The sequence below is a fragment of the Acaryochloris marina MBIC11017 genome (genome assembly GCF_000018105.1).
Lineage (GTDB): Bacteria > Cyanobacteriota > Cyanobacteriia > Thermosynechococcales > Thermosynechococcaceae > Acaryochloris > Acaryochloris marina.
The window spans coordinates 17,826-41,355 of record NC_009930.1; the positions used below are offsets into that span (position 1 = coordinate 17,826).

General features: G+C 42.0%; 30 protein-coding genes and 1 pseudogene. 20 read left to right on the forward strand and 11 right to left on the reverse strand.

What is annotated here, in order from left to right; genetic code table 11:
• Positions 1–201: 201 nt before the first annotated feature.
• From AM1_RS34645 to AM1_RS42695, 3 genes and pseudogenes are all read left to right on the forward strand, one after another.
• On the forward strand, positions 202–939 hold the full coding sequence (locus tag AM1_RS34645) for a chitin deacetylase family protein (RefSeq protein ID WP_012168058.1): 738 nt from the start codon (positions 202–204) through the stop codon (positions 937–939).
• Between the two features lie 16 nt (positions 940–955).
• Positions 956–1,840, forward strand: coding sequence for a GDSL-type esterase/lipase family protein (locus tag AM1_RS34650; RefSeq protein ID WP_012168057.1), 885 nt, complete (start codon positions 956–958; stop codon positions 1,838–1,840).
• A 544-nt stretch (positions 1,841–2,384) separates the two neighbouring features.
• Positions 2,385–2,585 (forward strand): annotated as a pseudogene (locus AM1_RS42695) (tyrosine-type recombinase/integrase); the annotation flags it as partial.
• A 521-nt stretch (positions 2,586–3,106) separates the two neighbouring features.
• Here the strand turns inward: AM1_RS42695 and AM1_RS34660 are convergent.
• From AM1_RS34660 to AM1_RS39365, 4 genes are all read right to left on the reverse strand, one after another.
• Positions 3,107–5,521 (reverse strand): hypothetical protein, encoded by a 2,415-nt coding sequence (locus tag AM1_RS34660; protein ID WP_148216095.1) that lies wholly within the window; start codon positions 5,519–5,521, stop codon positions 3,107–3,109.
• 1,411 nt (positions 5,522–6,932) lie between these two features.
• Entirely contained in the window at positions 6,933–7,205 is a 273-nt protein-coding gene (locus AM1_RS34665) for a hypothetical protein (protein WP_012168053.1), read from the reverse strand.
• A complete protein-coding gene (locus AM1_RS34670) occupies positions 7,202–7,495 on the reverse strand; it encodes a hypothetical protein (protein ID WP_012168052.1) in 294 nt (97 codons plus the stop codon). The genes AM1_RS34665 and AM1_RS34670 overlap by 4 nt, the downstream gene beginning before the upstream one ends.
• Before the next feature lie 60 nt (positions 7,496–7,555).
• Positions 7,556–7,816 (reverse strand): helix-turn-helix transcriptional regulator, encoded by a 261-nt coding sequence (locus tag AM1_RS39365; RefSeq protein ID WP_012168051.1) that lies wholly within the window; start codon positions 7,814–7,816, stop codon positions 7,556–7,558.
• 189 nt (positions 7,817–8,005) lie between these two features.
• Here AM1_RS39365 and AM1_RS34675 point away from each other — a divergent pair, with 189 nt between their 5' ends.
• From AM1_RS34675 to AM1_RS34710, 8 genes are all read left to right on the forward strand, one after another.
• Positions 8,006–8,317, forward strand: coding sequence for a hypothetical protein (locus AM1_RS34675; protein WP_012168050.1), 312 nt, complete (start codon positions 8,006–8,008; stop codon positions 8,315–8,317).
• Between the two features lie 68 nt (positions 8,318–8,385).
• Positions 8,386–8,712: a hypothetical protein gene (locus tag AM1_RS34680; protein WP_012168049.1), complete on the forward strand. Its 327-nt coding sequence runs from the start codon at positions 8,386–8,388 to the stop codon at positions 8,710–8,712.
• A gap of 63 nt (positions 8,713–8,775) precedes the next feature.
• Positions 8,776–9,153, forward strand: coding sequence for a hypothetical protein (locus AM1_RS34685; protein WP_012168048.1), 378 nt, complete (start codon positions 8,776–8,778; stop codon positions 9,151–9,153).
• Between the two features lie 80 nt (positions 9,154–9,233).
• A complete protein-coding gene (locus AM1_RS34690; protein WP_148216096.1) occupies positions 9,234–9,566 on the forward strand; it encodes a hypothetical protein in 333 nt (110 codons plus the stop codon).
• Entirely contained in the window at positions 9,566–10,459 is an 894-nt protein-coding gene (locus AM1_RS38095) for a KilA-N domain-containing protein (protein ID WP_049783903.1), read from the forward strand. The genes AM1_RS34690 and AM1_RS38095 overlap by 1 nt, the downstream gene beginning before the upstream one ends.
• 223 nt (positions 10,460–10,682) lie before the next feature.
• On the forward strand, positions 10,683–10,868 hold the full coding sequence (locus AM1_RS34700) for a hypothetical protein (RefSeq protein WP_187152998.1): 186 nt from the start codon (positions 10,683–10,685) through the stop codon (positions 10,866–10,868).
• Positions 10,858–11,313 carry a hypothetical protein gene (locus tag AM1_RS34705; protein WP_012168044.1) on the forward strand — a complete coding sequence of 152 codons (456 nt, stop codon included), beginning with the start codon at positions 10,858–10,860 and terminating at the stop codon, positions 11,311–11,313. The genes AM1_RS34700 and AM1_RS34705 overlap by 11 nt, the downstream gene beginning before the upstream one ends.
• Before the next feature lie 179 nt (positions 11,314–11,492).
• Positions 11,493–12,299, forward strand: coding sequence for a sigma-70 family RNA polymerase sigma factor (locus AM1_RS34710; RefSeq protein WP_012168043.1), 807 nt, complete (start codon positions 11,493–11,495; stop codon positions 12,297–12,299).
• 41 nt (positions 12,300–12,340) lie between these two features.
• On the opposite strand, the gene AM1_RS34715 is transcribed toward AM1_RS34710, so the two are convergent.
• Positions 12,341–14,203: a filamentous hemagglutinin N-terminal domain-containing protein gene (locus AM1_RS34715; protein WP_012168042.1), complete on the reverse strand. Its 1,863-nt coding sequence runs from the start codon at positions 14,201–14,203 to the stop codon at positions 12,341–12,343.
• A gap of 270 nt (positions 14,204–14,473) precedes the next feature.
• Here AM1_RS34715 and AM1_RS34720 point away from each other — a divergent pair, with 270 nt between their 5' ends.
• The 6 genes from AM1_RS34720 (at position 14,474) to AM1_RS34740 (ending at position 17,451) form a co-directional block, all read left to right on the forward strand.
• A complete protein-coding gene (locus AM1_RS34720) occupies positions 14,474–15,529 on the forward strand; it encodes an IS630-like element ISAcma14 family transposase (protein ID WP_041658446.1) in 1,056 nt (351 codons plus the stop codon).
• A gap of 229 nt (positions 15,530–15,758) precedes the next feature.
• Positions 15,759–15,989 (forward strand): hypothetical protein, encoded by a 231-nt coding sequence (locus AM1_RS34725; RefSeq protein WP_041661430.1) that lies wholly within the window; start codon positions 15,759–15,761, stop codon positions 15,987–15,989.
• A complete protein-coding gene (locus AM1_RS42700; RefSeq protein ID WP_012168039.1) occupies positions 15,982–16,143 on the forward strand; it encodes a hypothetical protein in 162 nt (53 codons plus the stop codon). Before AM1_RS34725 ends, AM1_RS42700 begins: the two co-directional genes overlap by 8 nt.
• Before the next feature lie 108 nt (positions 16,144–16,251).
• Entirely contained in the window at positions 16,252–16,710 is a 459-nt protein-coding gene (locus tag AM1_RS34730) for a hypothetical protein (protein ID WP_012168038.1), read from the forward strand.
• 171 nt (positions 16,711–16,881) lie between these two features.
• Complete coding sequence (locus tag AM1_RS34735) at positions 16,882–17,130, forward strand: hypothetical protein (RefSeq protein WP_012168037.1); 249 nt, start codon at positions 16,882–16,884, stop codon at positions 17,128–17,130.
• A 129-nt stretch (positions 17,131–17,259) separates the two neighbouring features.
• Positions 17,260–17,451, forward strand: coding sequence for a hypothetical protein (locus tag AM1_RS34740; RefSeq protein ID WP_012168036.1), 192 nt, complete (start codon positions 17,260–17,262; stop codon positions 17,449–17,451).
• Positions 17,452–17,516: 65 nt separating this feature from the next.
• On the opposite strand, the gene AM1_RS34745 is transcribed toward AM1_RS34740, so the two are convergent.
• Positions 17,517–17,819 (reverse strand): helix-turn-helix domain-containing protein, encoded by a 303-nt coding sequence (locus AM1_RS34745; protein ID WP_012168035.1) that lies wholly within the window; start codon positions 17,817–17,819, stop codon positions 17,517–17,519.
• Between the two features lie 6 nt (positions 17,820–17,825).
• A complete protein-coding gene (locus AM1_RS34750) occupies positions 17,826–18,164 on the reverse strand; it encodes a type II toxin-antitoxin system RelE/ParE family toxin (RefSeq protein WP_012168034.1) in 339 nt (112 codons plus the stop codon).
• A gap of 370 nt (positions 18,165–18,534) precedes the next feature.
• On the opposite strand from AM1_RS34750, the gene AM1_RS34755 reads away from it, so the two are divergent.
• Positions 18,535–18,948 carry a hypothetical protein gene (locus AM1_RS34755; protein WP_012168032.1) on the forward strand — a complete coding sequence of 138 codons (414 nt, stop codon included), beginning with the start codon at positions 18,535–18,537 and terminating at the stop codon, positions 18,946–18,948.
• 196 nt (positions 18,949–19,144) lie between these two features.
• Here AM1_RS34755 and AM1_RS34760 read toward each other — a convergent pair whose 3' ends face one another.
• The 3 genes from AM1_RS34760 to AM1_RS34765 form a co-directional block, all read right to left on the reverse strand.
• Positions 19,145–19,603, reverse strand: coding sequence for a hypothetical protein (locus tag AM1_RS34760; protein ID WP_071820030.1), 459 nt, complete (start codon positions 19,601–19,603; stop codon positions 19,145–19,147).
• Positions 19,604–19,912: 309 nt separating this feature from the next.
• Positions 19,913–20,086 carry a hypothetical protein gene (locus AM1_RS42705; RefSeq protein WP_012168028.1) on the reverse strand — a complete coding sequence of 58 codons (174 nt, stop codon included), beginning with the start codon at positions 20,084–20,086 and terminating at the stop codon, positions 19,913–19,915.
• A gap of 143 nt (positions 20,087–20,229) precedes the next feature.
• Positions 20,230–20,445: a hypothetical protein gene (locus tag AM1_RS34765; RefSeq protein WP_012168027.1), complete on the reverse strand. Its 216-nt coding sequence runs from the start codon at positions 20,443–20,445 to the stop codon at positions 20,230–20,232.
• Between the two features lie 367 nt (positions 20,446–20,812).
• Here AM1_RS34765 and AM1_RS42710 point away from each other — a divergent pair, with 367 nt between their 5' ends.
• Together AM1_RS42710 and AM1_RS34770 are read left to right on the forward strand one after the other, a co-directional pair.
• Positions 20,813–20,974, forward strand: coding sequence for a hypothetical protein (locus AM1_RS42710; RefSeq protein WP_012168025.1), 162 nt, complete (start codon positions 20,813–20,815; stop codon positions 20,972–20,974).
• The gene (locus AM1_RS34770) at positions 20,931–21,818 is read left to right on the forward strand and encodes a hypothetical protein (protein WP_012168024.1); all 888 of its coding nucleotides are present in this window, start codon (positions 20,931–20,933) and stop codon (positions 21,816–21,818) included. The genes AM1_RS42710 and AM1_RS34770 overlap by 44 nt, the downstream gene beginning before the upstream one ends.
• A gap of 644 nt (positions 21,819–22,462) precedes the next feature.
• Here AM1_RS34770 and AM1_RS34780 read toward each other — a convergent pair.
• Complete coding sequence (locus tag AM1_RS34780; RefSeq protein ID WP_012168020.1) at positions 22,463–22,939, reverse strand: hypothetical protein; 477 nt, start codon at positions 22,937–22,939, stop codon at positions 22,463–22,465.
• Positions 22,940–23,530: the final 591 nt, after the last annotated feature.

A 23,530-nucleotide genomic window follows, 5' to 3' on the forward strand; every position in this document is an offset into this window, starting at 1 on the left:
ATGGAATAGTTTTACTTGTAATCGCTAACGAGTTCGATTGCTTTTTGAAACATATATCATAAAGTAGGAAATACCTTCCTACTTTATGATAGTGGTCAATAAACTGAGGTCTGCAGTGATATAACTATTGTCGGTTACAATATCTCTATCTTTTTTTAGTTTAATAGACCTATTTATTCTGGCTAGAAGTGAACCAATAAAATGACCAATAATAAACTTAGTAGATATTTAGTCTCTCAAATAGCAAAAAAAATCCCTAAAGCAGTATTTCTAAAAGAGACAAATAGAAAGATTATTTCACTGACAATTGATGATATACCTGCTCAAAATGAAGATGATAAACAATCGGCTCGGAAGATTTTAGAAGCCATAGAAGCACATAATGAATCGTTTTCAACAACTGTAAGTGCAACTTTCTTTATAACCACTGATCATGTCAAGTATGAAAGTGATAAGAGTAAATTAGATTTAGATATACTTAAAGAAATTAGTGATAAAGGTCATGAAATCGGCAATCATGGAAAAATTGATCGACGTCATGCAAGTCTATCCAAAATAGAATTTGAAACTGAATTTCTTGAAGCACATCAATTTTTGTCACAGCATATTAGTCAACCCGTTTGTTGGTTCCGACCTGGACAGGGTTTCTTTAACAAATCTATGTTTGATACATTAATAACAGTAGGGCAGAGCTTAGGTTATCAAGAAAAATTTGCTTTGGCATCAATGATTCCGTTTGATACACTGAAATTTTTAGATGATCCAGACTTCACATTAAAGAATATAGGTCGCTTTACTTTTCCTGGCTCTATTCTACTTTTACACGGTGGCTTTAGTCATCAGGCTATTAATACTGTAGATGTCTTGAATAAGCTGTTACCACGACTGCATGAACACAATTATCAAGTTGTTTCCTTGTCCAAACTAATGCTTTCATAAATTGGAAGTTGTGATTATGGCCTCAGCACGAGAAAATCTAGAATCAGCGATCGAAAGTATTAGAAATTCTTCCAATGAATTTGCATTCCAATTTCGCATTATTAGATTCCCCAATGCATTAATAGGTATAGCAGAAGGCGATTCATGGTTTGATTATCCACCATCTTGGATCGAAGATCCTGAAAAAGGTGATCTAATTAATCAATTAAATACTTTTAAGCTTGGGGACGAGAGAAAATTTAATATCTTACGGATAGCTGAAGCTGGTGATACATTGGAGAACATGGTATTCGGCAACGATCTAGATAAGCTAGGTGAACCCAGGAAAAATCAGTTCCTAAGAACTTTAGCATTAGTCAGGAGATATAAACCTAAGTTTGTCTTGTTTTCTGGAGGAGGTAATGATGTTGTCGGGGATGGATTAGAAGCTTTCATCAATCACAATATGCTAAAAGGTAAATATGGACTGCTGCGAGATAGTTATGTAGACTATATTTTAGAAGAAGTATTTCGAGAAATTTTTGAAACGTTTATTAGTGAAATACTTGATATTGATGACAACATACAAATACTCTTGCATGGGTATGGTTATGCAATACCTGATGGAAAACCTGTGGTCGGTGATGAAAACTTTGGTTTTATTGGCCCATGGATGGCTCCCACCTTTGCAAGGAAGCGAATTGACTTTGAGGATGGTCAGAAAATCATTATAAAGTTGATCGATAAATTTAATATATTACTCAAAACAATTGCGCATAATAATAAAAATAACGTGCATTATCTAGACTTGAGAGAAGTCATTCAACAAGATGACTGGGCTAATGAGCTTCATCTCACCGTGACTGGCTATGAAAAAGTGGTTAAAGTTTATACGGACAAGCTCCTAGAAATCTTCCCCTAATGAGCCATGATTTTGTTAGCGTTCATTAGATCTGTAATAAGTTAATCAGCGGTAATTTAAGCGCACTGCCCTCCATGTCGCAGTCATGCTATGAAAAATCTGTGAACATAAAAATCTTGGTTTCAGATTACTTTTTTGGGAATTTAAAATAGCCCTGCACAGACCTTAAATACCCTCGGTAAACTTAGCGATGCCTTTTCCTTTGAGTCATTGACTACACCACGTCATAAACACCGTGAATCAGTTCCTCAAGCATCAGTGCCGCCTCAATATGCTTAAGGGCATCGATCTGCCGATGTTTGGACCTTAGCGTCGTCGCCTCAGCAATCAAATAGGCGACACAATCACGGAAACATTGGGCCTTTTGCCAGTCAAAGAGAATCCGTTCAATCTCTGGTTCTAACTGTGGCCAGACCAGTGGATTGAAAAGTTTCTAGGCACCACTAAGGGTTAAATTCTGGGATTGCATCAGGGTTCATGCCGTGGCTACTGTCATGATTGCTACGGAGGAATAGACGACATTGATGATGCTGTGACGAGTCTCATCAATCGTTATGCTGAGTTGGCGCAACTGGGAATAAAGTGTCATCCCCATATGCTGCGCCATAGCTGTGGGTATCACCTGGCGAATCAGGGGTTGGATACGAGGTTGATTCAAGATTGGTTGGGACATCGCAATATCCAGCATACGGTGACCTATACGATGCTGAATCCGAAGCGGTTTGGGGAGATTCAGTGGGGGTAACGGATGAGTAGGTGAAGGGGGCGATTGGTAAGTTGTTGTGGGAGCGTAATATATCCCTAGTCTGAAATCATTTAGTCAAAAAATCATAGGAATTTTCCAGATAATGGATAATTATCTAGAGTAGACTAGGTATATATTACGCTCCCTCTGTGATTGGATTCTCTCTAGTTGTAAGAAGTCAATTTAATAGCGTACTTAACCTTATTGAGAAAGATATCTGTCTCTCTCTGGAAACTGACACGGTATCCTTCCCTGATAATTTAAAGTCATACCCGAGGTTAGTTTTATGCTGAAGAAAAGAGACGCAGGTTGAGTGGTAGTGAGGACAATCCATGTAAAGCAGACAGAGCTTAGCTTCGGGTAAGCATTAAGCCTATCAGATTTGCGGACGTTAATCAATTTTGGCTACTCAAGACTGATAGATTTATTTTTTCTGATCGGTCGCTAACTTGTAAATGCTGGAAACTCAAACCACTATAATCTTCAAACCTAAAACATTCTAATGCACAACGAATTACTTTTTATTGTAATTGGTTTTTAATTTCTTCAGAAATACAAAAATTATATTTTTCTATAACGAAACTATCACTTTCGTCAGATTTACATAAAGAGTCAGAGTCAAGATCATTATCTGGTTCTGGAATTTGTGTATCTATTGACATTCTAGTATTTTTTGATAGCAGCCAACCTAACGGTAAAGTTGCTCTTTCTCCAATATAATTATCTAAATATATTGGTATAAATCGTGTATTATATATGATTTTCATATTTGATTCATTTTTATTCTTTTTTATATTTGAAACAGCTAATGGATGAGTGTTAAGGTCATCTTCTGCTTGCTCAATAATACTATTAGCACGTGAATTTCGAACATTGACTACTGTGCGCAATGGAGAAAGTATTTCATTCAAACCCTGATGACTGGCATCAGAAAATTTTCTTGTATCAGGTGAATCAACAAGTGCAATATTTATAAGACTAATTCTCAGAACTTTTTCTTTAGATTTTTTAACTGTTTTTGGATTATAAATCTGAGTATCTTCAAGGATTTCATCAATAATATCTCTTGCAGTAGCTACACCTGAATTATCAAAATAACCTCCGTCTACAAGTCGGCTTTTACTGATACGTTTTGTAGCTGAGGTTTCATCTTTAACGTAATGTTTAAACCATCCAGCAGGAGTGAATATAGGAAATCTCGCACTAATGAATGTAGCAGTACTAAGAGGAATATTAGGATAAACTAAATCAAAATCAAAAAAAGAATTTAACCCATTTGTTGAAAATTTAAAAGGACTAAAAACTACTCGTTCACCCGTTTCAACGTTTGTAGTATTTAAAACTAATGCAGGATTTTCCTCACATAAATTCCAAAATTCCTTGTAAGAATTTGAAAAATAGTTTTCATAGTTCTTCATTTCAGTACTGGCATTAAAAGTATTATCCCAATATTCTTCTAATGCAAGCTCTAGACCACGTACTCTATCCCATGTACTAATAGGTATTGGGATAAATCTTTGTAGTAAATCAGGAAACAGAGCTAAAGAAAATAATGGCGATAGAAAGTCATTACCTAATATTTTTTCTACATATGGAGATATTTTTTTGTGAACATTTATAGTTGTTGGGCTATTAATATTTTTATTCTGTTGCTGTGCAAACTCTTTAACTAATGCTGAATACACCGCTGAGCCTAAACTACCACCTGATACAGAACTAATTGCAAAGACATGGCTTGAAAACTTTCCATCACTTGTATCATGTAGCTTTGCTAACGTAGATGCTGCATGGTATGCAGCATATATTCCACCACCCTGTGCAGAAACAATATAAACAGGATAAGCTATATTTTTTTCGATATACTTATTTTTATCATTTCGTTTTTCTATCCAACTATCAAATGCATCTGGTATGCTTAGAACAATATCTTTCTTTTTAGAATTTTCAGTTTTATTTTGTTCTTTAATGCCATATATATGTCTTATTTGATGATTATCATTCCAGTTAAACTGACTTGATATTAGAGCTAGTATAATTATGAGTGTTATAGTAGGTATTTTTTCTCCAGGCAATATATTTATATATCTAAAATCCTCTTTTGGTGTTGAGTAACCCCAGTAGTAAATATTAGAAAAAATAACTGAAAAACTTCCTAGACAAAGAGCTGTGATACTTATTGGACCAATGAAAACGATGAATTTTACTGAAGAGTATTTAGGAACAAGCAAAAGAAATACTAATAAAGTTATTACAATACGTGATATAAGAAGCAGATTGACCTCAATTAATTTCTTTTTCTTATCGACCTCACTAGAAATACATTTAATCTTGTTTTTATTGAACAGATATAGGAAAATATTAAAAATTAAGCATGTTATAAATACAAATAAAGATTGAAAAGAATAACTGCCAGATGTGTTAGCAATTGTGGGCATAGTGAAAAATATGAAACAGATTAGAGCTGGTGTGATCACCAAAAATTCTGTAACTGGATTAAATAAGATTTGATTCTCATACTTTTCTAAAGATTTTTTTTTAACTTCGTTCTTGTTAAGCAAGAGATTTTCTTTTATGATGTTAATAATATCACGTCTATAGAAAATTATCTGATTAAGACAAAAAAGAATAACCCCAGTCATTGCAAGCCATATCAATGCAAATAGATCAGAATCACTTAGCTCTCCAATATCTATATATAACTTATATCTATTAACTTTATAAATACCCGTTAAGAGACCATATGTTGGTAATAGACCAATTATTCTTGGAATATATTTTAATGCTGAATATTGAGCATGTAATTTGTTTAAATGTAGCTTTTGTTCAGGTTCTACAGTCTCCTCCTTTTCAAACCATTTTGAATAAGTTAATGACTCACCATTAGTATTCTTGATTTTATTAAAAACATATTTTTCAGAAAGTAAACGCCCTGACATACAAACAAGAATAGAAAGTAACAGCACAAAAAATGTGCTTATTATGACCTTAAGATGCTCTTGATCATATATATAAGATCTATAAATTTCAAGACTTTGGTCGATATAGCCAAAAATAATTAAACTTAATATTCCTATAATTGTAGGAACCCATAAATGAAATGATATTTTGCGCAAATATATAAAAATAATAGAAATAACAATTATCCAGCAAGCGATATTAATAGTGAGGAGATAAATTACTAGTAAAGATAACAATAGGAACGAGATTGAAGACAATGTCTTATTATTTTTTGTTGATTCCATAGAAGTAATATAAGTATTTTTGTTTGCTCAAAATTGATTTAGATAGTATTTCTATTTAGATATAGAGAATAAATATATCATAAATGATACACTTAAAGTACTTAAACTTTCCATCTAGAATAATAATAAGATATTTCTAGATTATTTATTATTTTTGCTGAGCAATTAAGTTTTTTTTGTGATGCTAAATACTTTATAACTAAACTATGCATTTTTCAGTTTAAGATTTTGATACTGTATATCTTTGAGTTCAAAAAATTGAATAACTTTCAAGAAGTTAGATGTAGAAATTTGCACGAGAATATGTATCTTAAAATACTTAAATCTTCATCTAGACTGGCATACTAAATATCTCTATCAGGTCATCAGTAGTGAAGAGTAAAAAACGATGCTGAGAATTTTTCAGACTCATATGTGATGCAGAGAATATTTGAAAATTAAAATGACTTGTGAGTAAAGATCATGAGCATATACTTCCCACGTCGAAATCGGTAAGTGACATTATCAAGGGGTAAAAACAAAAAGCAACATGACTTCAACAGGTGTTACAGGAGTATGTGAAACGATATTGTTGGAAAAATTTATTGGTCATTGGTTGTGAAGTCTGGAGCAAGGGTTATAAAAGTGAACTAAGGTGTAAGAATATTCCAATCTTTAGAATTAAATAGATACGTTGCCTAGTCTTAGTTTTGGAGGTCTACAATGGTCACTTACCACACAGTTTAAGGCCCTTGAGTAGCAATTGAACAGGAACGTACGCTATGGCTGAAAGCTATATATATAGTAGATTTCAGAGGCTGTATTTTTTACTTTAGAAACTGTACCATTTAGACCTTAGGTTAATTGGTACAGAAAAACGGAACGGAATATCAAGGGTTTCAGGCCCCTTCTGGTTGAGAGGTTTAATTTGGTACAGAAAATTTGGAAGCTTAGCGTACGTTTCTGTTCCGATACTGATACTGTTGGCGAAAGTATTACAAATGCAACTACACATGTATTACAGGATCATAAGTGCAACGAAATTCTGTAGGTTGTGCCGTGCGTAGTATTTGAATTTCATATTTGTAGCACATTCGCCAACAGTATCCGATACTACCCATACTCCTCAATCGGCTTGTCTGGGATAGTCAATCTCGTCACAGAACTCGGACCAATTCTCTTGCTGAAACTCAGAGGCACGTATAGAAGTTTCTTTGGCTTGTACCTGAATGAAATGGTGATCAATTAATTCTTGGATAAACGTTGAATGGCCGCCTGAAGGTACACTGTCATCCAGCACTGGAAACTCATAGGAAAGCCGTAGTTCAGCCACAGTATCCTTCTTGGCTAATCTCAGCAGTTCTAGCTGTTGTTGAGTTAGGGAAGGAATCTGAGTCATGGTTGACCGTTTTGCAACAGTTGCTCAATCCGATCCAAGCGTTGGTTGACGCCTTCAAATTGAGTATTCATATCTTTACGCAACAGTTCAATCTCAATCCTGTTGTCAGCAATCTTGTCCAGTAATCGGCTCTCACTAGTGGGGACGATAGCAGCAACACTGGTATTGATCAGGAAGAACAGACCACCTATCAGAAAACCAATGACAGCCAATATGGGCAGCAAGTCTTTGGATAGATCCACCAAAGAAGAAAAACGGGTTGGGGTAGTGTCTTGGTTATCTGAGGTCATTGTGCTGTCTGTGTCCTCAAACGCAAACAATGGAAATTTGTTTATATCGTATTCTGAGGGCTATTGACTTGGCCCCTCCCAATGAACAGCGTTACATAGTTCTTCTAAGGTGACGTTCAGCATTTCACAAAGTTTTTTTACCTGGCAGGGGTTAAGAGTGGGGATTGACCGCCCATTCTCCCAATTTCCAATCGACTGTGGTTTTACTCCTAGCTCATTAGCTAATTGTGTCTGACTTAGTTCAGCCCTCTTTCGCTTCAAAAGAAACCATTCAGAGAAATCGATATCCACACTTCGACTCAGTAGCAAACATGAGTCCATAATAGTCCCTGCTTTTGTATATCTTGGTTCATTTACATTGTAGAGGCACTATAAAAGATTAGCAATAAATAACAAATAATTTGATTAATCCCAATATATTTGGTATTATTGTTTCATACAACAAAAGGCACCCGGTCGCCTGGACAGTTCCCGGATGCCCTAGTTAAAACCCCGTAAAGGAAATTAACTATGAATACTGTACTCGAAACGCCCACCACCGTTAACGAGCTGGAGAAGTGGATCGACGCTCAGGTCACAGATCCCCTCCATCCCGAAATGGTGATGGTGGAACTTCAGATTGAACAATACCCCGGTGTTCGTGAAGGGGGCGACTTGTTTGAAGTCTTCGCACCCGTCATCTGTAAACCTGGACTACTCAGACCTCGCTTAGAGGCTTGGGTCAAAGCCACCTATGGGAATGACCACTGGCTAGCCAACTGGCGTACCGTTCCCTCCACTCGCCAAATTGACGCTGAGAACGATTACGAAGACGAATTCTAGGAATATCCTGGGGGCACCCTGCCCCCTTCCACGCCACATATACCCAGTCGCTACATAGGGTTAAAACAATGAAACCGACTCCCAGAAACAAACTGGTTCCAATCGTTCAATTTACGACTCAAGTTGAGCTTGACTGTCAGCAAGTCGCAGCCCTCAACCGCTTGGTCTTAGGCAGCACAGACCTCAGTGACGATCAGGCACTCAACCTCTGGCAAGCCCTCAATCCTTGGGTCATGGAATTCCAGCACTCCACCCCCAGAGATGTGTTTGCCTCATTGCGGTTTATCGCTCTTGCCAAGCCAGCAACGGAACCAGAACCCCTCTACCCCACTGATCTTTTGAACTCCGTAGGCTCAAACATCGAAACCGATAGCCCAAGCTGCCTTTGTGCATGAGGGACCGCCTACTCTCCGTGTCGTTCCCCCATCAATCCCAACAATCCATACCTGGAGATAGCCATGAAAGACCATCCCTGTCTTCCTGAATTCCCCTTGGATCCACCCATCGTCAATGCCGCTTATTCACCAATGGCAATTGTGACGATAGCCACGGCGAAGAGTCTGATGCAGTCTCAGGAATTAATGCTCAGTGGTGCTCAGAAACTGTTCAATCCAGCGGTCTGGCCCCTGCTTGAACCAGAGATTCAACGGATTCCCTTTGACCGTCAAAAGGCCCAGTGCTTCCGTGATTGTGTTGCCTATCTCATGGCCGAGGCCACGACCCTCAGATCCGAACGTCGTCAGAACGATGCCCTTAAGCATATTGAAGCCGCACTGATGCTAGAAGCCCTGATTCATGGCGGCTACGACGATCTGCCATTCATGTCCGAACAGTAAAAAGCATCGCCAATCTTTTGCTGAATCAAGCGATGCCTGCTGATGCCTTCATTGAAGAACCATTCAACGAGGTTATTCAAATGAATCCTACAACATTGCCAAAACCAGTACCCGACAACATCGAACTGCCCTCCTACGAACTTCACACGAGGCCCACTGCTGACAACTATCGCAAGTTCAATGTGTTCTATGGCTCTCGGCTGATCGGGTACGTCTACATCAACTTTGTCCAGGGCCAATCCAACTTTGTCGGCACGACCCTCGATCATCGGTCCTTCGGTCCCTACTCCCGCAGGATGAAAGCGGCTGAAGCGGTCTTAGAAGCTTTCACAGCAGGACTCACCGGGCAACAGCGAATGATGGTGGCTCTTGCCAATGAGCTAGTCGAAAACATGATCGTCATTGCTGGGTGATGCCAAAACCTTCAAATCACCCAGGCCAACAAATCCAATCAACATTGAATATTAGCGAGGACATTATGGAAACGAATATCCTAGCCCATCAAATTCACGGCGTTTCTGTAGGGATGCAGAAAGCTGATGGATACGTGAACGCAACGAAAGCCTGTGAGGCGTATAAAGTTGCGACGGGCAAGACGAAGCGAACAGAGAACTGGACTCGATCCGCACGAGCTAAAGCCTACATCGCTTACGTGGCCTCCGTTACGCGAAAAAGCGTAACGGAACTGGTACTTGTTCGTAAAGGTGGAACCCCTGAAGAACAAGGCACCTGGATACACCCTGACCTAGCCATCGCTTTTGGCACCTGGCTATCCGTCGAGTTTGAATATCAGCTCACTCAATGGGTGAAAGAGTGGGAGAGCAGTCAACGCCCTCCCATTAACATAGACCCCGATCAGCCTAGCCCCCATGAGATTGAATCTGTCCTCCAAGCGACCTTTGGTGAAGTCGTTGAACCCGCGAGGTTAGCCATCGTCAAATCAAGTGCCATTGTCGGCGTTCACCCTGAATGGTCCGCGATTATGAGTGAGGGTCTGGACGCTTTACCTTCCCTGCCCCCAGAAGAACAAACCTATACCCCAACTGAGCTGGGCCAACTGCTAGAGCCTAAGCTGTCAGCCATCAGAGTTAACAAACTCCTTGAAGCAGCGGGCTATCAAGAAAGCTATCGAACCGCTCGAAATGTCCTGAAGTGGAAGCCCATCGACAAAGCGGGTGATTTGGCGGTGATAACGCTGGAAGAGAAATCGAATGGCAAGCCCATTGAATCTTTGCGGTGGAAGCATTCAGTGGTGGATGTGCTGTTGTCGTTAGTGGCAGACAGTGAGCAGGCAAAGGTGGGATGAGGGATGGATCATGAACATCAAACTCAAGAAACTATCTAGAAGCACGAGCCGCAAAGGGTTATAACTCCTAGAGAATAGCCCACTCAAGTGCCCGTTCCACTCATACAGTGATGCTGAGAACAGTAACTGTGCCAAGGCATACAAAGCCTACCTCTATGCAGTGCTAGAGCTGAACCAGAAACCGAGGGATGCTGCCCTGAAATTGTCAAAGCAGTGCAAAATCTTGGTCTCAGGCCGATGGAAGCCCCCCACGAGAGCTGCCGTTGTGAGTGAAATCAGGGAAATCGTCAGGCAAGGCTCTGTGGTGATTGGAACCCATCGCGCACCGGATCCAGGGCATGGACTCGCAACCTACCTCAGATGGAAGTATCCCGATGCCGATCAGTTGGAGCTAACCCATGCAAGATAGAAAAATCCTTTCCCTCAGCCGCTCGACCACTCAAGCAGTTACACCATCTCAATCTCAGACTAATACCCCTAGGGCATTTCGACGACCGCTTGAGGAAATCTTGGAGGATCTGAGACGGCCTATTCCTGGGCGATTTATCAAGACCAAATCAAAGAAAGGCGTGGCCTTGAGGTTTGTCAGTTGGTACGACATCGTTCGCATTCTAGAGGCCAGGGCACCGGGCTTTGAATATGACTGCTCACCACACTTTGGCGACGGAAAAACCGTAGTGAAGGCAACGATAACGATTCATGGCGAGGACGGTAGCCTTTCGCGATCAGCTCTGGGAATTGCCGACAGCGACATTGAAAGCTGGGGTGATGCGACAAGTAATGCTAGCTCAATGGCCCTTCGCAGAGCTGCCGCTGAATTTGGGCTGGGTCTGCATTTGTATTGGGAGAAATAGGCCATGCAAACCGATACGAAATCCCATTCCTTTGGGCAGTGGACAGGGGTTCATTGCCAGACTCCCATTTCCTCTATTACCTGGGATCAGCACCTCTTTTTTTAAGAAATACGAATAAGCTATTCCATTTCTCCGGTAGGTGGGGTATTCCTCTAGCAACGGTGTTTGGGGATTTAAATATGGCGATTCAGAACGACAGCGTTCAAGCCTATTTGAAGGAGATGGGCCGTTACCCACTCCTCTCCCATGAAGAAGAAATCAGACTGGCCCGACAGGTTAAAGCTGGTGATCTCAAAGCCAAACAACGGATGATTGAGTGTAATCTGCGCCTGGTGGTCTCCATTGCCAAGAAGCATCAGCATCTCGGTTTACCCCTGATGGACCTAATCCAAGAGGGCAGCATTGGTCTCAATACTGCTGTTGACAAGTTTGACTTAGCTCAAGGCTGTAAGTTCAGCACCTATGCCTATTGGTGGATTTCAGAGGCGATTAAGCGGGCATTGAAATCCCAGTCCCGCACTATCTATATCCCTATTCATCAATGGGAACGCGCCCACAGGATCAAGAAGGCTGTTCGCCAATTAACGCAAGAGAAAGGGCGTACTCCCACCCTCAAAGAACTCTCAGCAGCGACTGGCATAAAGTCTTCACTGATTCGCAATACCCTGCAATCATTTCAAGCTGTTTCTTCTCTCGATCAGCCCGTTGGCCCAGAACAGAAGGATGCTCTTATTGATTTAATCCAAACAGAAGACGCTGCTCTCTCGATCATGGATGGGCTAGAAATTGAAGATGCTCTAACCCGATGCATGGCCTACTTAACTGAGCGGGAGAGATTCATCGTTGATCAGCGGTATGGCTTAACGGATGGTCAGCCAAAATCAATGGGAGTCATTGGCAAGCAAATTGGTGTCAGTCGAGAGCGGGTTCGGCAAATCCTCAATATCGCCATGAAGAAGATGACAAGACAGGTTCGCTCAGCTTAGTCATTGCGAGTTGCAACCTGTGCAGCTTTACTTCGGACTAATCAGCAACTTGCAACAGATTGACCAGAGTTATAGGTCATAAGCTTTGAAGTGTTTGCTGTTAATACTACTCGGCCTTGTTTATCCCGAATCCATCTTTGTGCCTCAACAATGGTAGGGTTGGACGCTGGGGTCAGTGATTGATTATATGTCTCTCGTTTTGTGAGATTGGATGTTTCTGTAATTGTTGAAGAAGGAGAGTTTTGGGGGGATATTTGTGGCTCTCTCAAGTCTTGCCAAATGGAGGGTGGCGTTTGGATATGATGTGGGCCAAGAGGTACTCCACCTCTTCCAACATTCACGAAAGTGCTATTTCCGAGAGATTGACCAGGACGACAACTTTTTATAACGTCTTTTGGTTGAGCTAGTGATTCTTTGTATTTTTCAGCAGCATCAATTATAAATTGACCGTTTGAATCAAAAAAACCTAATGATTCAATATTGAATTGAGTTAGAGGTGCATCAATCTCAATAAGACTTTCTTCTAGACCTACCAGGAGTCTAACATCGAAATCAATTAAACCACCAATACCAAGTCCGTTTGCATCATATTTTATCTTGCTCTTATTTCTCAACAGCAAAATATTATCAAGTTCAATATTTAAATCACCGAGACGTTGATTTTCCACAATCATAGAAATAGAAGCATTATCCTCCAGAGTTAGATTATTGCCTGTGATAGAGAGAGAGCCTCCAGGTGCATTGCTTGAAAATAATCCAATTTCTGCGTTGTCTCTAAGAAGTATTTCTTTCGAAGCTATTGTAATATTTCCTGCTTTCCCAAATACATTAGAATTGCTGGATATTTTACCCATATTTTCTAATGTAGTATTCTTTGAATTGATCAGTATATTTCCACCACTGGATGACTGATATGAATTTGAAGATATAGTGCCACTATTATCAATATTGAGTGCATTCCGTGTATTTATGAAGATATTCCCACCAGTCCCATTAAAGTATGAATAAGTATCAATCAATCCATTGTTTTCAACATTTAAATTTCTTGAATTTATACGTAAATATTTATTTCTTGAAGAATCAGAGCTATCAATTAATATCTTGCTGGAATTTTTTACATTTATATCTTTGAAAGACCCAACATCTTCATACCCCAATAGCCAGCCCTGATTGGTAGGCTGTAAACTTACGTAGCTTCTTGGTGCTACACTACCAATTTCAATATTTCCATTGAGAACTTGGATGCCACCTCGTAGGAAATTTATACCTCCGCCTAGAATTGATATCGTATTTCTAGGCTTAACCCTCAAATTTGGATATTCAGAAAAGCACAGATTCATGCATGTAGTAATACTAGGATCTACAACATAAACTGATTGGATATTTATATCTTGAGCTGTGTTACCAAATTGAATGCCGATTGGAATACTTAACTTTAGATTTTGTACTGGTTGAGGATTGATTGCACTAAACGATTTTCCATCTTTAAATATAAATCTACTTCCTGTAGTTGCAAGAAATGATCCATTTAAATCTAAAAAAGAATTAGGTCCAAAATAAATCCCAGATGGATTCATCAAGAATAGGTCAGCATCACCTAGTACACCTAGAGTGCCATTAATATTTGATGGATTTCCACCCGTTACACGGGTCAGGATCAAGTTGATGTTATTGGGATTTGAGAAGTAAACTTCCTGACCAGTCCCTATACTTAAGTCCTTAAGGCTATGGAATAGAGATTTATTTCTTGAAGCCCCTCCCTTGATCAGAATCCGGTTTCTCTGTTGCTCAATTACCGAATTCTCATTCCCTAACGTCCGATCAGCAGATACTTGGGCTAATCCTGGTGTGAGCAAAACGCTCCAAATGGCTAGAGCACTGGTCAACAAGATTGATTGATTCATATCTTATCCACTTCATAGTCAGTGGTTGTATGAATAGCTATATCTAAAGAATTAGAGCAGTCACCTAAAAGAGTTTTCAGGATAAAAAAGATATTTTGCTTGAGTTCTTACAAAAATTCATCTGATTTCGATGGGATTTTTGAGTTTATACAGACAATGTTCTAATTACTGGGGCATTAATCTAGATATACTGCGGACGACTTGTGACTTAACATTGTGGTAGAGAGATTTGGCACACTGGGAGTATCCCCGCACCTATCCTCCACTCCCATGATTAAAATTGATTTCACCGCAGAGGAAATCCAACAACTCAATTACGAACGCTATCATCACCCTCACCCACGGGTGCAGCGACGGATGGAAGTGCTCTACTTGAAGAGTCAAGGTCTTTCCCATACCCAGATCTGCCAGCTTTGTCAGATTAGTCGCCCCACTTTAGCCAAAACTCTTCGTCAGTATCAACAAGGAGGGATTGAAGGGCTGAAGACCCTTGAATATAAAGGTCAACCGAGTCTACTCAACGCTCATAGCGATAGTGTGAGAGCTTACTTTGAGCAACATCCTCCCCGCACCAGTGCAGAAGCTCAAGCGGTCATTGAGCAATTAACAGGCATCAAACGCAGTCCCACCCAAATCAAAGCCTTCCTCAAACGCATCGGTTGTCGTTATCGAAAAGTGGGGTATGTGCCGGGAAAGTCGAGTCTGCCCGAGAAAATTGAGGAGCAAGAGCAGTTTCGACACACTCGCCTTGAACCCTTATTAGAGGAAGCTCAACGCCAAGAGCGTCTTGTCTTTTTTGTGGATGCTGCTCACTTTGTTCACCGTGCTTATCTAGGGTTTGTCTGGTGCATCACTCGGATCTTCATCCCTTCTCCTTCTGGTCGCCAACGTTTCAATGTCCTGGGCGCGCTCGACGCTATCACCAAAGACCTAGTCAGCGTTACCAACCACACCTATATCAATTCTCACAGTATGTGCCTGTTACTGGCCAAGCTGGCGCTACTTGACCCAGTCATACCCATCAGCGTGATTTTAGACAATGCGCGATACCAGAAATGTCAGCTTGTAACGGACTTTGCCGAGATCGTCGATATTGAGCTGGTCTATCTGCCCTCCTATTCACCCCATTTGAATTTGATTGAGCGACTCTGGCGTTTTGTACGCAAGGAATGTCTCTATTCAAAGTATTATGCTGATTTTCCCGCCTTCAAAGGGGCCATTCAACAGTGCATCGACCAGTGTAATGGAGAGCATAAGGCGAAACTCACCACCTTACTATCACTCAAGTTTCAGTCTTTTAAGAAAGTTAATATCTTAGCCGCCTAGAGTATAGTATTTGGGGGCCAAGACCAAGTTGCGATCGCAAAACCAGTCAAAGCCATTGTCAAAGACTTAGAAAGTACCACCTCAACTGAATCTGGGTTGTTGCCTTTGCCTTAATCCATAGACCAAACAGCTTAAGCGTTAAGTCACACCGTATCCTTAAACATCCGGTCTTTGGGTGGAGTCATTCTAGCCACCTCCTCTGTCGAGAAATAGAAAAGGGTATAGAAAAATGTCCGATTTCGAGGTACAAAGAGAAAAGCTAGAGCATTTGTACTATTCATCACCAAGCTTTCTATCTGATGAAATGATTGAAGCTGAAATAGGGTACATCCCCTCAGAAGTCATTGAGGAGGGTGATGACCTCGATTCACAAAACAACATTGAAGCGTCTCCAACGGTCCTTGACCTAATCGGTGAGGCTGTTGAATTATGGGTGCTGAAACGAGGTGGGGATGACTGAGCTTCGCGAGTTTTCCTTCCTCGTCTTGCATACCAGCGGCGAAGAGACCGTTCAGACGGTCGTGAGTACCAGTAAGGATCTGGCTGAAAGTGCTTTGTATCGCTGGATTACAGATATCAAATCACTACAACTCTTGGCTTCCAAGAACGAGTAACAACAATGATTGCTTGTTGTTCATTACTGATGGAGTCATCCCTCATTGAATTAATTGACAAAGTAAGAACCGTGGCTAGAATATCGGCAAAGTTGCTGGGTAGGTGATATGTCAGATAACCGAGTTGATTGGTTTGGGTTTGCCCTCAATAAAGGGTTACATCTTCTGGAGGAATTCACCCAAGGCATCACCCTACCCAGTTGGCTGGCTCCTTTGAGTATGGTTGGTGTGTTAGCAGCCTTAATTAAGCTGATACCCTCCATAGAAAAAGGCTCCTTTCTAGCTGGCATTGGGGGTTATCTGCTTTTAGGTTTATTGATCGTCAACGTGATCGCCCTATCAATTTTCGTCTACCTACCTGGCAAACTAGTTACCTTCAAGTCCCGTTCAGTCTCCCGGACAAGATTAACGCTAATGAGACTTCTGTTGATGGGTGTTGTAGTGATGCTCAGGGATATGATTAAGGTGGCCTTGCATCTTGCCTTTGATCTTGTAATTCTTCTCTTAACAGCATTGACCTACCCTTCACGACAAAATGAACAACCGTTGAATCTACAAGGCTGTTAAGAATATCTGCCCCCTGAAAACGTTGCAATAGTGCCTTGCTAGGAGACTTGGATCACTGCTCCAAGGTATTCACAGTCATCAACAGGTGATGATACTGCTCACGGTAACGACTCTCCCGTCATGGGACCATACCTGTGATGCTTCTAGAACGAGGGTTTGGAGATGACTGCAATGTTGAGCAAGCAAACTATTCCAAATGCAAGTCTTGAAGATGCTATCCAGGAAGAGTCTGTTCAAACCCTGGATGGACAAGGCAGCTCAGCCCTCTACAAGGACGTAGATATTTATCAAATTCTCGTCGCTGATTTAGTCATTCACCACAAAGAGATTCTTCAGAACATTCCACTAGAAATAGCCATTCAAACGATGAAATCAGCATGGAAATTGTCTCATAGTACTGATGAAGGCTTCAAAGGCTAAACAGAACGCTCTCAACCGTTGTACATTCGTTGGCTGTGTTATCCCAAGGAAGCCGCCATACCTGTTTGGCGGTATGAAGACCGTATTAATAGTCGCTACAACTGCTGATAAATTCTTGAGGGTACGTTTATGAAGCTCATCAGAAAAATAGTTGGTTTTGGCCTACTCGTCATAGGCGTTCCACAAGTCGCCAATGGTATTCAGCAGATCATCGAAACTGGAGGTGATCCCCGAGTGGTTGGGAGATTGACCGCTCATGTTTTATATATTGTCGTCGGTCTCTGGCTACTATTGTCCAAAAATAGGCTTAAAAGCACTTGACCTATCCAGGTCAAAGGCACGGATGATACACCCTTAGTATTCTGCCGGATTGATGAGAAAGGGGATCAAGCAGCTTTAGCCCCCACTTCAACTTTCACCTCCAGACCTGCACGGGATAGCATCTTGACTAATTTATCAATGCTAAATCTCTCAATATCTCCCGTCATCAGGTCACTAATGCGAGGTTGAGTCTCCCCGAAAAATTGAGCTGCCTTTTGTTGGGTCCATCCTTGAGATTGGATAAAACTCCGCAAGCTCAACATCAGATCAGCCCTAATCTTAAGGTTCTGGGACTCCTCTGCATCAAACCCCAGATCCGCAAATACATTTTGACTGCCTTTCGTCACTGTAAATTCTTCTTGATTCATCACTGTCTACTCCCTTGACTTTCGGTATTGAAGTAATTGCTGATAACGTCTCTGTCCAATCTCGATATCTAACTTTGAGGTCTTCTGAGTCTTTTTCTGGAACGCATGAAGGACATACACAGCCTCTGCAAATTTGGCGACATAGAAGACCCGGTATGCGTCTTCAGTGCGGATTCGGACTTCCTTAACCCCAGCTCCAACAACAGACATGGACTTGAAATCCGTCGGCTTCTCACCTCCTTGGACAAGCCGAAGCTGAAACCCTGCTTTGCGTCGTGCGCTTTCTGGAAAATCTGAAATATCTTCTAATGAAGTTCCTATCCAGTTGATGGGCTTGTCCGTCATATCCGAATTATACCTGATTTGGCATAATTAGAATTTAGTTAGCAATGCTAACCACTCTTGGCCGGGAGAGAGTATTGCTGTATCGCTAGGTGTTTAGAAAAGTATTTATACTTTCTTGTTGATACCATTCTGAAAAGATAACTATTTGAGGAAACCAAAAGACTTGCTGATAGGGTGTTTCAGCGTATGGATTCTCTAACCAGTAGCTAACGGTCAGTATGAACAGTCGCAACGAGGATCGTGATTTACTCCGAGCAATCAAGGCTGGTATCGATAAGTCGCTGAGACGTTCTGAGTAAACATCTATCAATTCACAGATATATATTTAACGCTGGTTCAATATACATGAACTGGGCGATGGAGATAACTTATGGCCGATATCCCATCTCTTTCTCTCCCACAACTAGAACTCCTCAGACTTGCTAAAAAACATTCTGTGGAAGAACTTCGGCTTGTCTATGAGTTCCCAGTGCTGGATGATAATGAACTTTCAAGCGGCCATCCACCGTTTATCCAAGAATTGATTGATCACCATTTCATTCAGGTGCAAGAGAAAGGAACTTCTTTATGTGCTTCCGAGTTTCAACAAGAAAGCTGGACTGAGTACTGTGACGAGATTGACTATCCCAAGCAAACTGATTGGGAGCGATGGAGGCAGGGATTCATTGTCCAACTCAGTGAGGGCTTTGAAAGCCTGATGACTCCAGGAAAAAGCTTGGGGCAATTCTCTAAGGTATGGATCCGAGAGATTGGCCTTCGAGGGGTTCAGCCAAGTAGCCTGTGAGTGAGGCTTGGGGCTGGGATATAGCACTAAGCCTCTACATCCTCGTCAGCTTATTTTTCCAAATTCAAGCGGCCTCAATATGTTCCTCTAAAAAATGGCAAATGGCTTAGTGCCTTCTAGAAAGGTATACCTTCCCAGCCCACTAAGCCATTTAGAGGTGACTCTAAATATATGTCAATTTCCAATTTGACAGTATCTAATCATCATAGACTCTGCGATTTAACCAGCGGTCAAGCTTATCTCGAAAATCGCCTCGTTTGTCGCCTCTACGCCAGCGCCAATCATCATTTCGATGTCTGCGATCTCGCCATCGTCCATCCCGCCATCGCCCATCTCGCCATTGTCCATCTCGCCATCGTCCATCTCGCCATCGTCCATCCCGCCATCGTCCATCTCGCCTTCGCCAACGGCGATCTCTCCAACGACGATCTCTCCAACGGTTATCAAACCGATCTCTACGACCTTTACACCGAACACGACCATACCGACGCCAACAGTATCGATTACCTCGACCTCTGCCAGCCACCAGTGTTTGAGTCTCTTCAAATTTTTCTAGCGGAGTTTCTGAGCTGAATGTTGCAGCTTGAGCAGGGGAAAGAACAGATGTAGCCCCAACCATTAGTGCAGCAGCCCACATCATATAAGATTTGGCCATTGCTTTTCTCTCACTTATCCAACTATTTGTAAGTGTTACCTTAGTTACAAAAGCCCAGCATGTCAGTCTAAAAGCAATAAAAATAAACTTCTACTTAAAGAGAAAAAAGTTAAGTTTAAGTGGAAAAATATGGAATTAAGTGGAATTTAGAAGGGCATGATTTGTCTAGTTTTGGGGCTGCCTGTCATGGGTTAGAGTTCAGTTTCTATAAGGATTCTGAACATCTGGATGATTCTTTAGGTTTGAATTCAATGAGTTGGTATTGAAGTTGCTATCGTATCACCCAGCGTCTTCACTCAGAGCTAATTTCTAAACAGAAACTAAAGTCACTAATCGACACATGAGCAGTCGAATAAAACAGATATTAATCATGACTTCAATCGTTTCTAAATAGATTTCGTAATCCTTCCCCAAACAACGATAGCGATTCAACCACTCAAAATACCACTTCGATAAACCATCTGCAAAGATTTTAACCCTCATAGTACTCAGAGGGTCTTTTGCTGTATATGCCAAAGTTTATCCCTGTAACTTCAGCGGATGACTACCCATCGACAAGATTCACCCATGCCTTTATAAGCAGGAATCACAGGTCCGATCGCAACCATCACCACCCCAAAAACACCCTAATCCCAATCCCGTAACCACCCCTGTTCCTTCGCTGCCTGGGCAAGGACCATTCGCATCCACTCAGACGGATTATCCACGTGCTCCACAATGGCATCCTTGAGCCGCTGATCCAGCCTGAACGTCACCTGTGCCGTTCGGGGTTCATCCCCCTCAGGTTTAAAACACTGAGCCTTAAATAAAGGGGACAGGGGTTTGGTTTTATGTCCACTCATTGTCTTTATCCATACGCTGAAATGCATGGGATTTGAGCCAATGCTATCACACTAGAATTTGCTTATAACTCCCTCCAGACAAATAACTTATATTGATTAAATTTCCCTTGCACTGCATAGGAAAATAGATATATTGTTGACATGGATGAGAGGGACTTCTCTACAACCCTCAATCCTCTGCACTAATCAGGTCCATAGCCCATCGGTGGGGGCAATCAATACCCACCCTCCAGACGATGCACTCGGAATGCATCAGGAAGCCTAAACCCCTTCCAACCCGCTAACGGGGCTGTTCCTCAGCGAGAGAGGACAGAGAACGCTGAGCGGGTCAGTCCAATGTTTCTAGTCGCTACACCAGGAGAAATACATGGATAATTCACAGACCATTCTGGATTTGCTTTCACAGATGCAAGCCACGGCAGACGACATCAAACGAACCTGTCAAGAGACGAGGGAACGGCTGGGCCAGCAACGACGGTCCATCCATGATCAGGTCCAAGAGACGCTTGATCGGTATCCCTTACTTTGACCGATACGACCTTGCGATCGCAGTACGCCACACGGACGCTTCACAAAGCTGCACAACCGATATTCGAGATTCGGCGCGAGGATTGGGCGCAGACCACCACTGCGAGAGTCCCACCGTACTCTCATTCAGAGAGTTTCGTCACTCAAATTCAATGGTGAACATCATGTCTAACAAAAACTTTGAAGCCTGCACACGCAACGCCCTCACCATCGCGGCTCGTCAGGCTCTAGGACTGGCGGAAGATGCCAAGCTACGGAAGCATCTCATCATTACCTACCTGCCCGAGAACGTGCGGAAGCGGGACGGTGAAGATGCGGATACCACTTCTGAGCTGTGCCAATTCGCCCAGCAGTTAAAGGATGGCTCGGTCAACCTCCGGGGAACGGAACATTGCATCCGACTCGCTGAAATCCTAGACCTAGATGATACGCAGATGGCGAAAAAGGCAGTCAAACCCGAGAAGAAGGCCAAGGGCTTAACTCGGATGCAGAAGGCGGTCTACGGACTGCTGAAGCAAGCTGCAATGGGTGATGCCGTGGGGGTCGCCGCAGCCTATGAGACGGCTTTAGTCTGCAACCTTAAGAATATCGCTGGGATTCTCACAACTGGCGAGACTCTGAAGGGAAAACAGGATGAAGTCAGTGCCCTCGTGGATGAGGTCTGCGGTTTGGCGGGGGTTCAGTACAAGGATACTGAGGGGGTTGAGAAATACCTCCTTGGTTTGTATCCGAGCTATGCCTCCGATATTGCGGGTGCCTTTGAATGGCACACGGCAAAAGCCTGGAGTACGGCTCGGTACAACATCGACCAGTACCTCCAGTCCAGCCAACATCAGGCTGCTTAACGTTGCTCCGAGAATCCCCTCCGATCCTTCACTGGGTTGGAGGGGGTTCTTTTTTTTGTGGTTATTCCTGAATTAATGCCAAGGAATTGATGGGAATGACTTTATTCCGTTGATAATCAACAATGAATAGGTTTTTCTTGGGGCCGATCACCAGTGGAAGCGGGGGCTTTTCTTGCAACAGAAGCCATAAAAGGATTCGTTGGCCTTGCGGTCAGAGTCTTCGGTGAAATGGCTGACATCAAAGTTGATGAGCCCTTCAAACTACTCCTATTCAATGCCACCGAAAAATACGTCCAAACTTACATAAAGCACCACGGCCATGTCCAGGTCATCCCCTTAGATGCCATATATTCCGGTGCTAGGAGTTAGCGGCTATAAGGTCTGGGCTAGAAGTTAATTCTTTTAGACAATTAATGATGGTTTGTTAATCTCAAAAAAACATAATCCTTTCATTATCAAGAGCAAACGCACTGATACTTAGTTGTTCTAGCCGTTAGATTTATCCGATAGAACATATCTAAAGAATCAATATCTATAAAGTTGCTTTAACCCAGACCTTTTGGCCGCCAGCAAAAAATGCAGAAATTTGCCAGAAAATAGATATTAAATCAGCACAGACTAGGGTTCTGTTTCGCTTCCATGCATCAATGCCCATGGCCGTCATCGTGGTCATCATGGTCGTCACCATGTCCGTCAAACGTCTTCGCATCCCAAGCCCAAAGATGGGAAAAGCCATGATCTATGTAGATGATCCGATACCCTTCATCGTTCTTGCCGGACGTGCTGTCGGCCATGATCTCACGAGCAAAAGCGATGTAAACAGGGCCATCCTCCTCCGGTGGAGTTTCAACCACCTTGTAGCACCAATACTCATTGTTTATGAGTCCACCCACATATTCCATCTCATCATCGTGCCAGTCCACATCAAAGTGGCTGCTGCCTTCATGAGATTCTAAATGGTGCCACACAAAAGAAGCGTGACCCTTTTGGGGGTTATTGCCTTGAGATAGGGTGAAGGAACCGATTGAGGGGGCGAGATACCCAAGCACGTGGTCTGGTGCTTCGAAGTTCGGATCCAGCTCTTTCTCAATGTTGATTTTATGTCCGTGGGGGCCTTTCATAAATTCTCCTGTAGGAAAAGATCAAATTGGTAATTCTTCTAGGGTTATGACAGAGTCATTGTCATAACCGAATGGTAAACATAAAGTTTTATACATTCTTATTAGCTATTCAGCTTGAAATCTAATGATTACGAAATCTGAAATATATCTTTGAACTTGGCGTTCGCGTAACAAATTAGTGAAACAAATAATCGCCTAAATACACCTAAAACCCTTACTGGTAAATGCATAGAACAATAGCCCTGTTGGTGAAAGGCCATTTCTTTTCTCTAAATATTGCGTCAAATTGCTTGGTTTATGAGTCTATTCAGACAAAGAATAATTTTTCAGAAAGATAGATCTATAGGCTGTAACGTTTACATAGAAAGTATTGCAAGTATTTTGAACAAGAAATCTTTTTACATTTCTATAACGCGAACGTCAAGTTGAATTTTGCCATCAACCCTCCCCAGCTTACATAGGAACTCAGCTTGGTCACAGACAACACCCAAGCCCGCATTTCTACCAATGAAATAGCCTGCAATCAGACCGATAGCAAAACAGCAAACCATCAGGGTCACCCCTTGCCATCGGTCCTGGTTCAGCTTGACT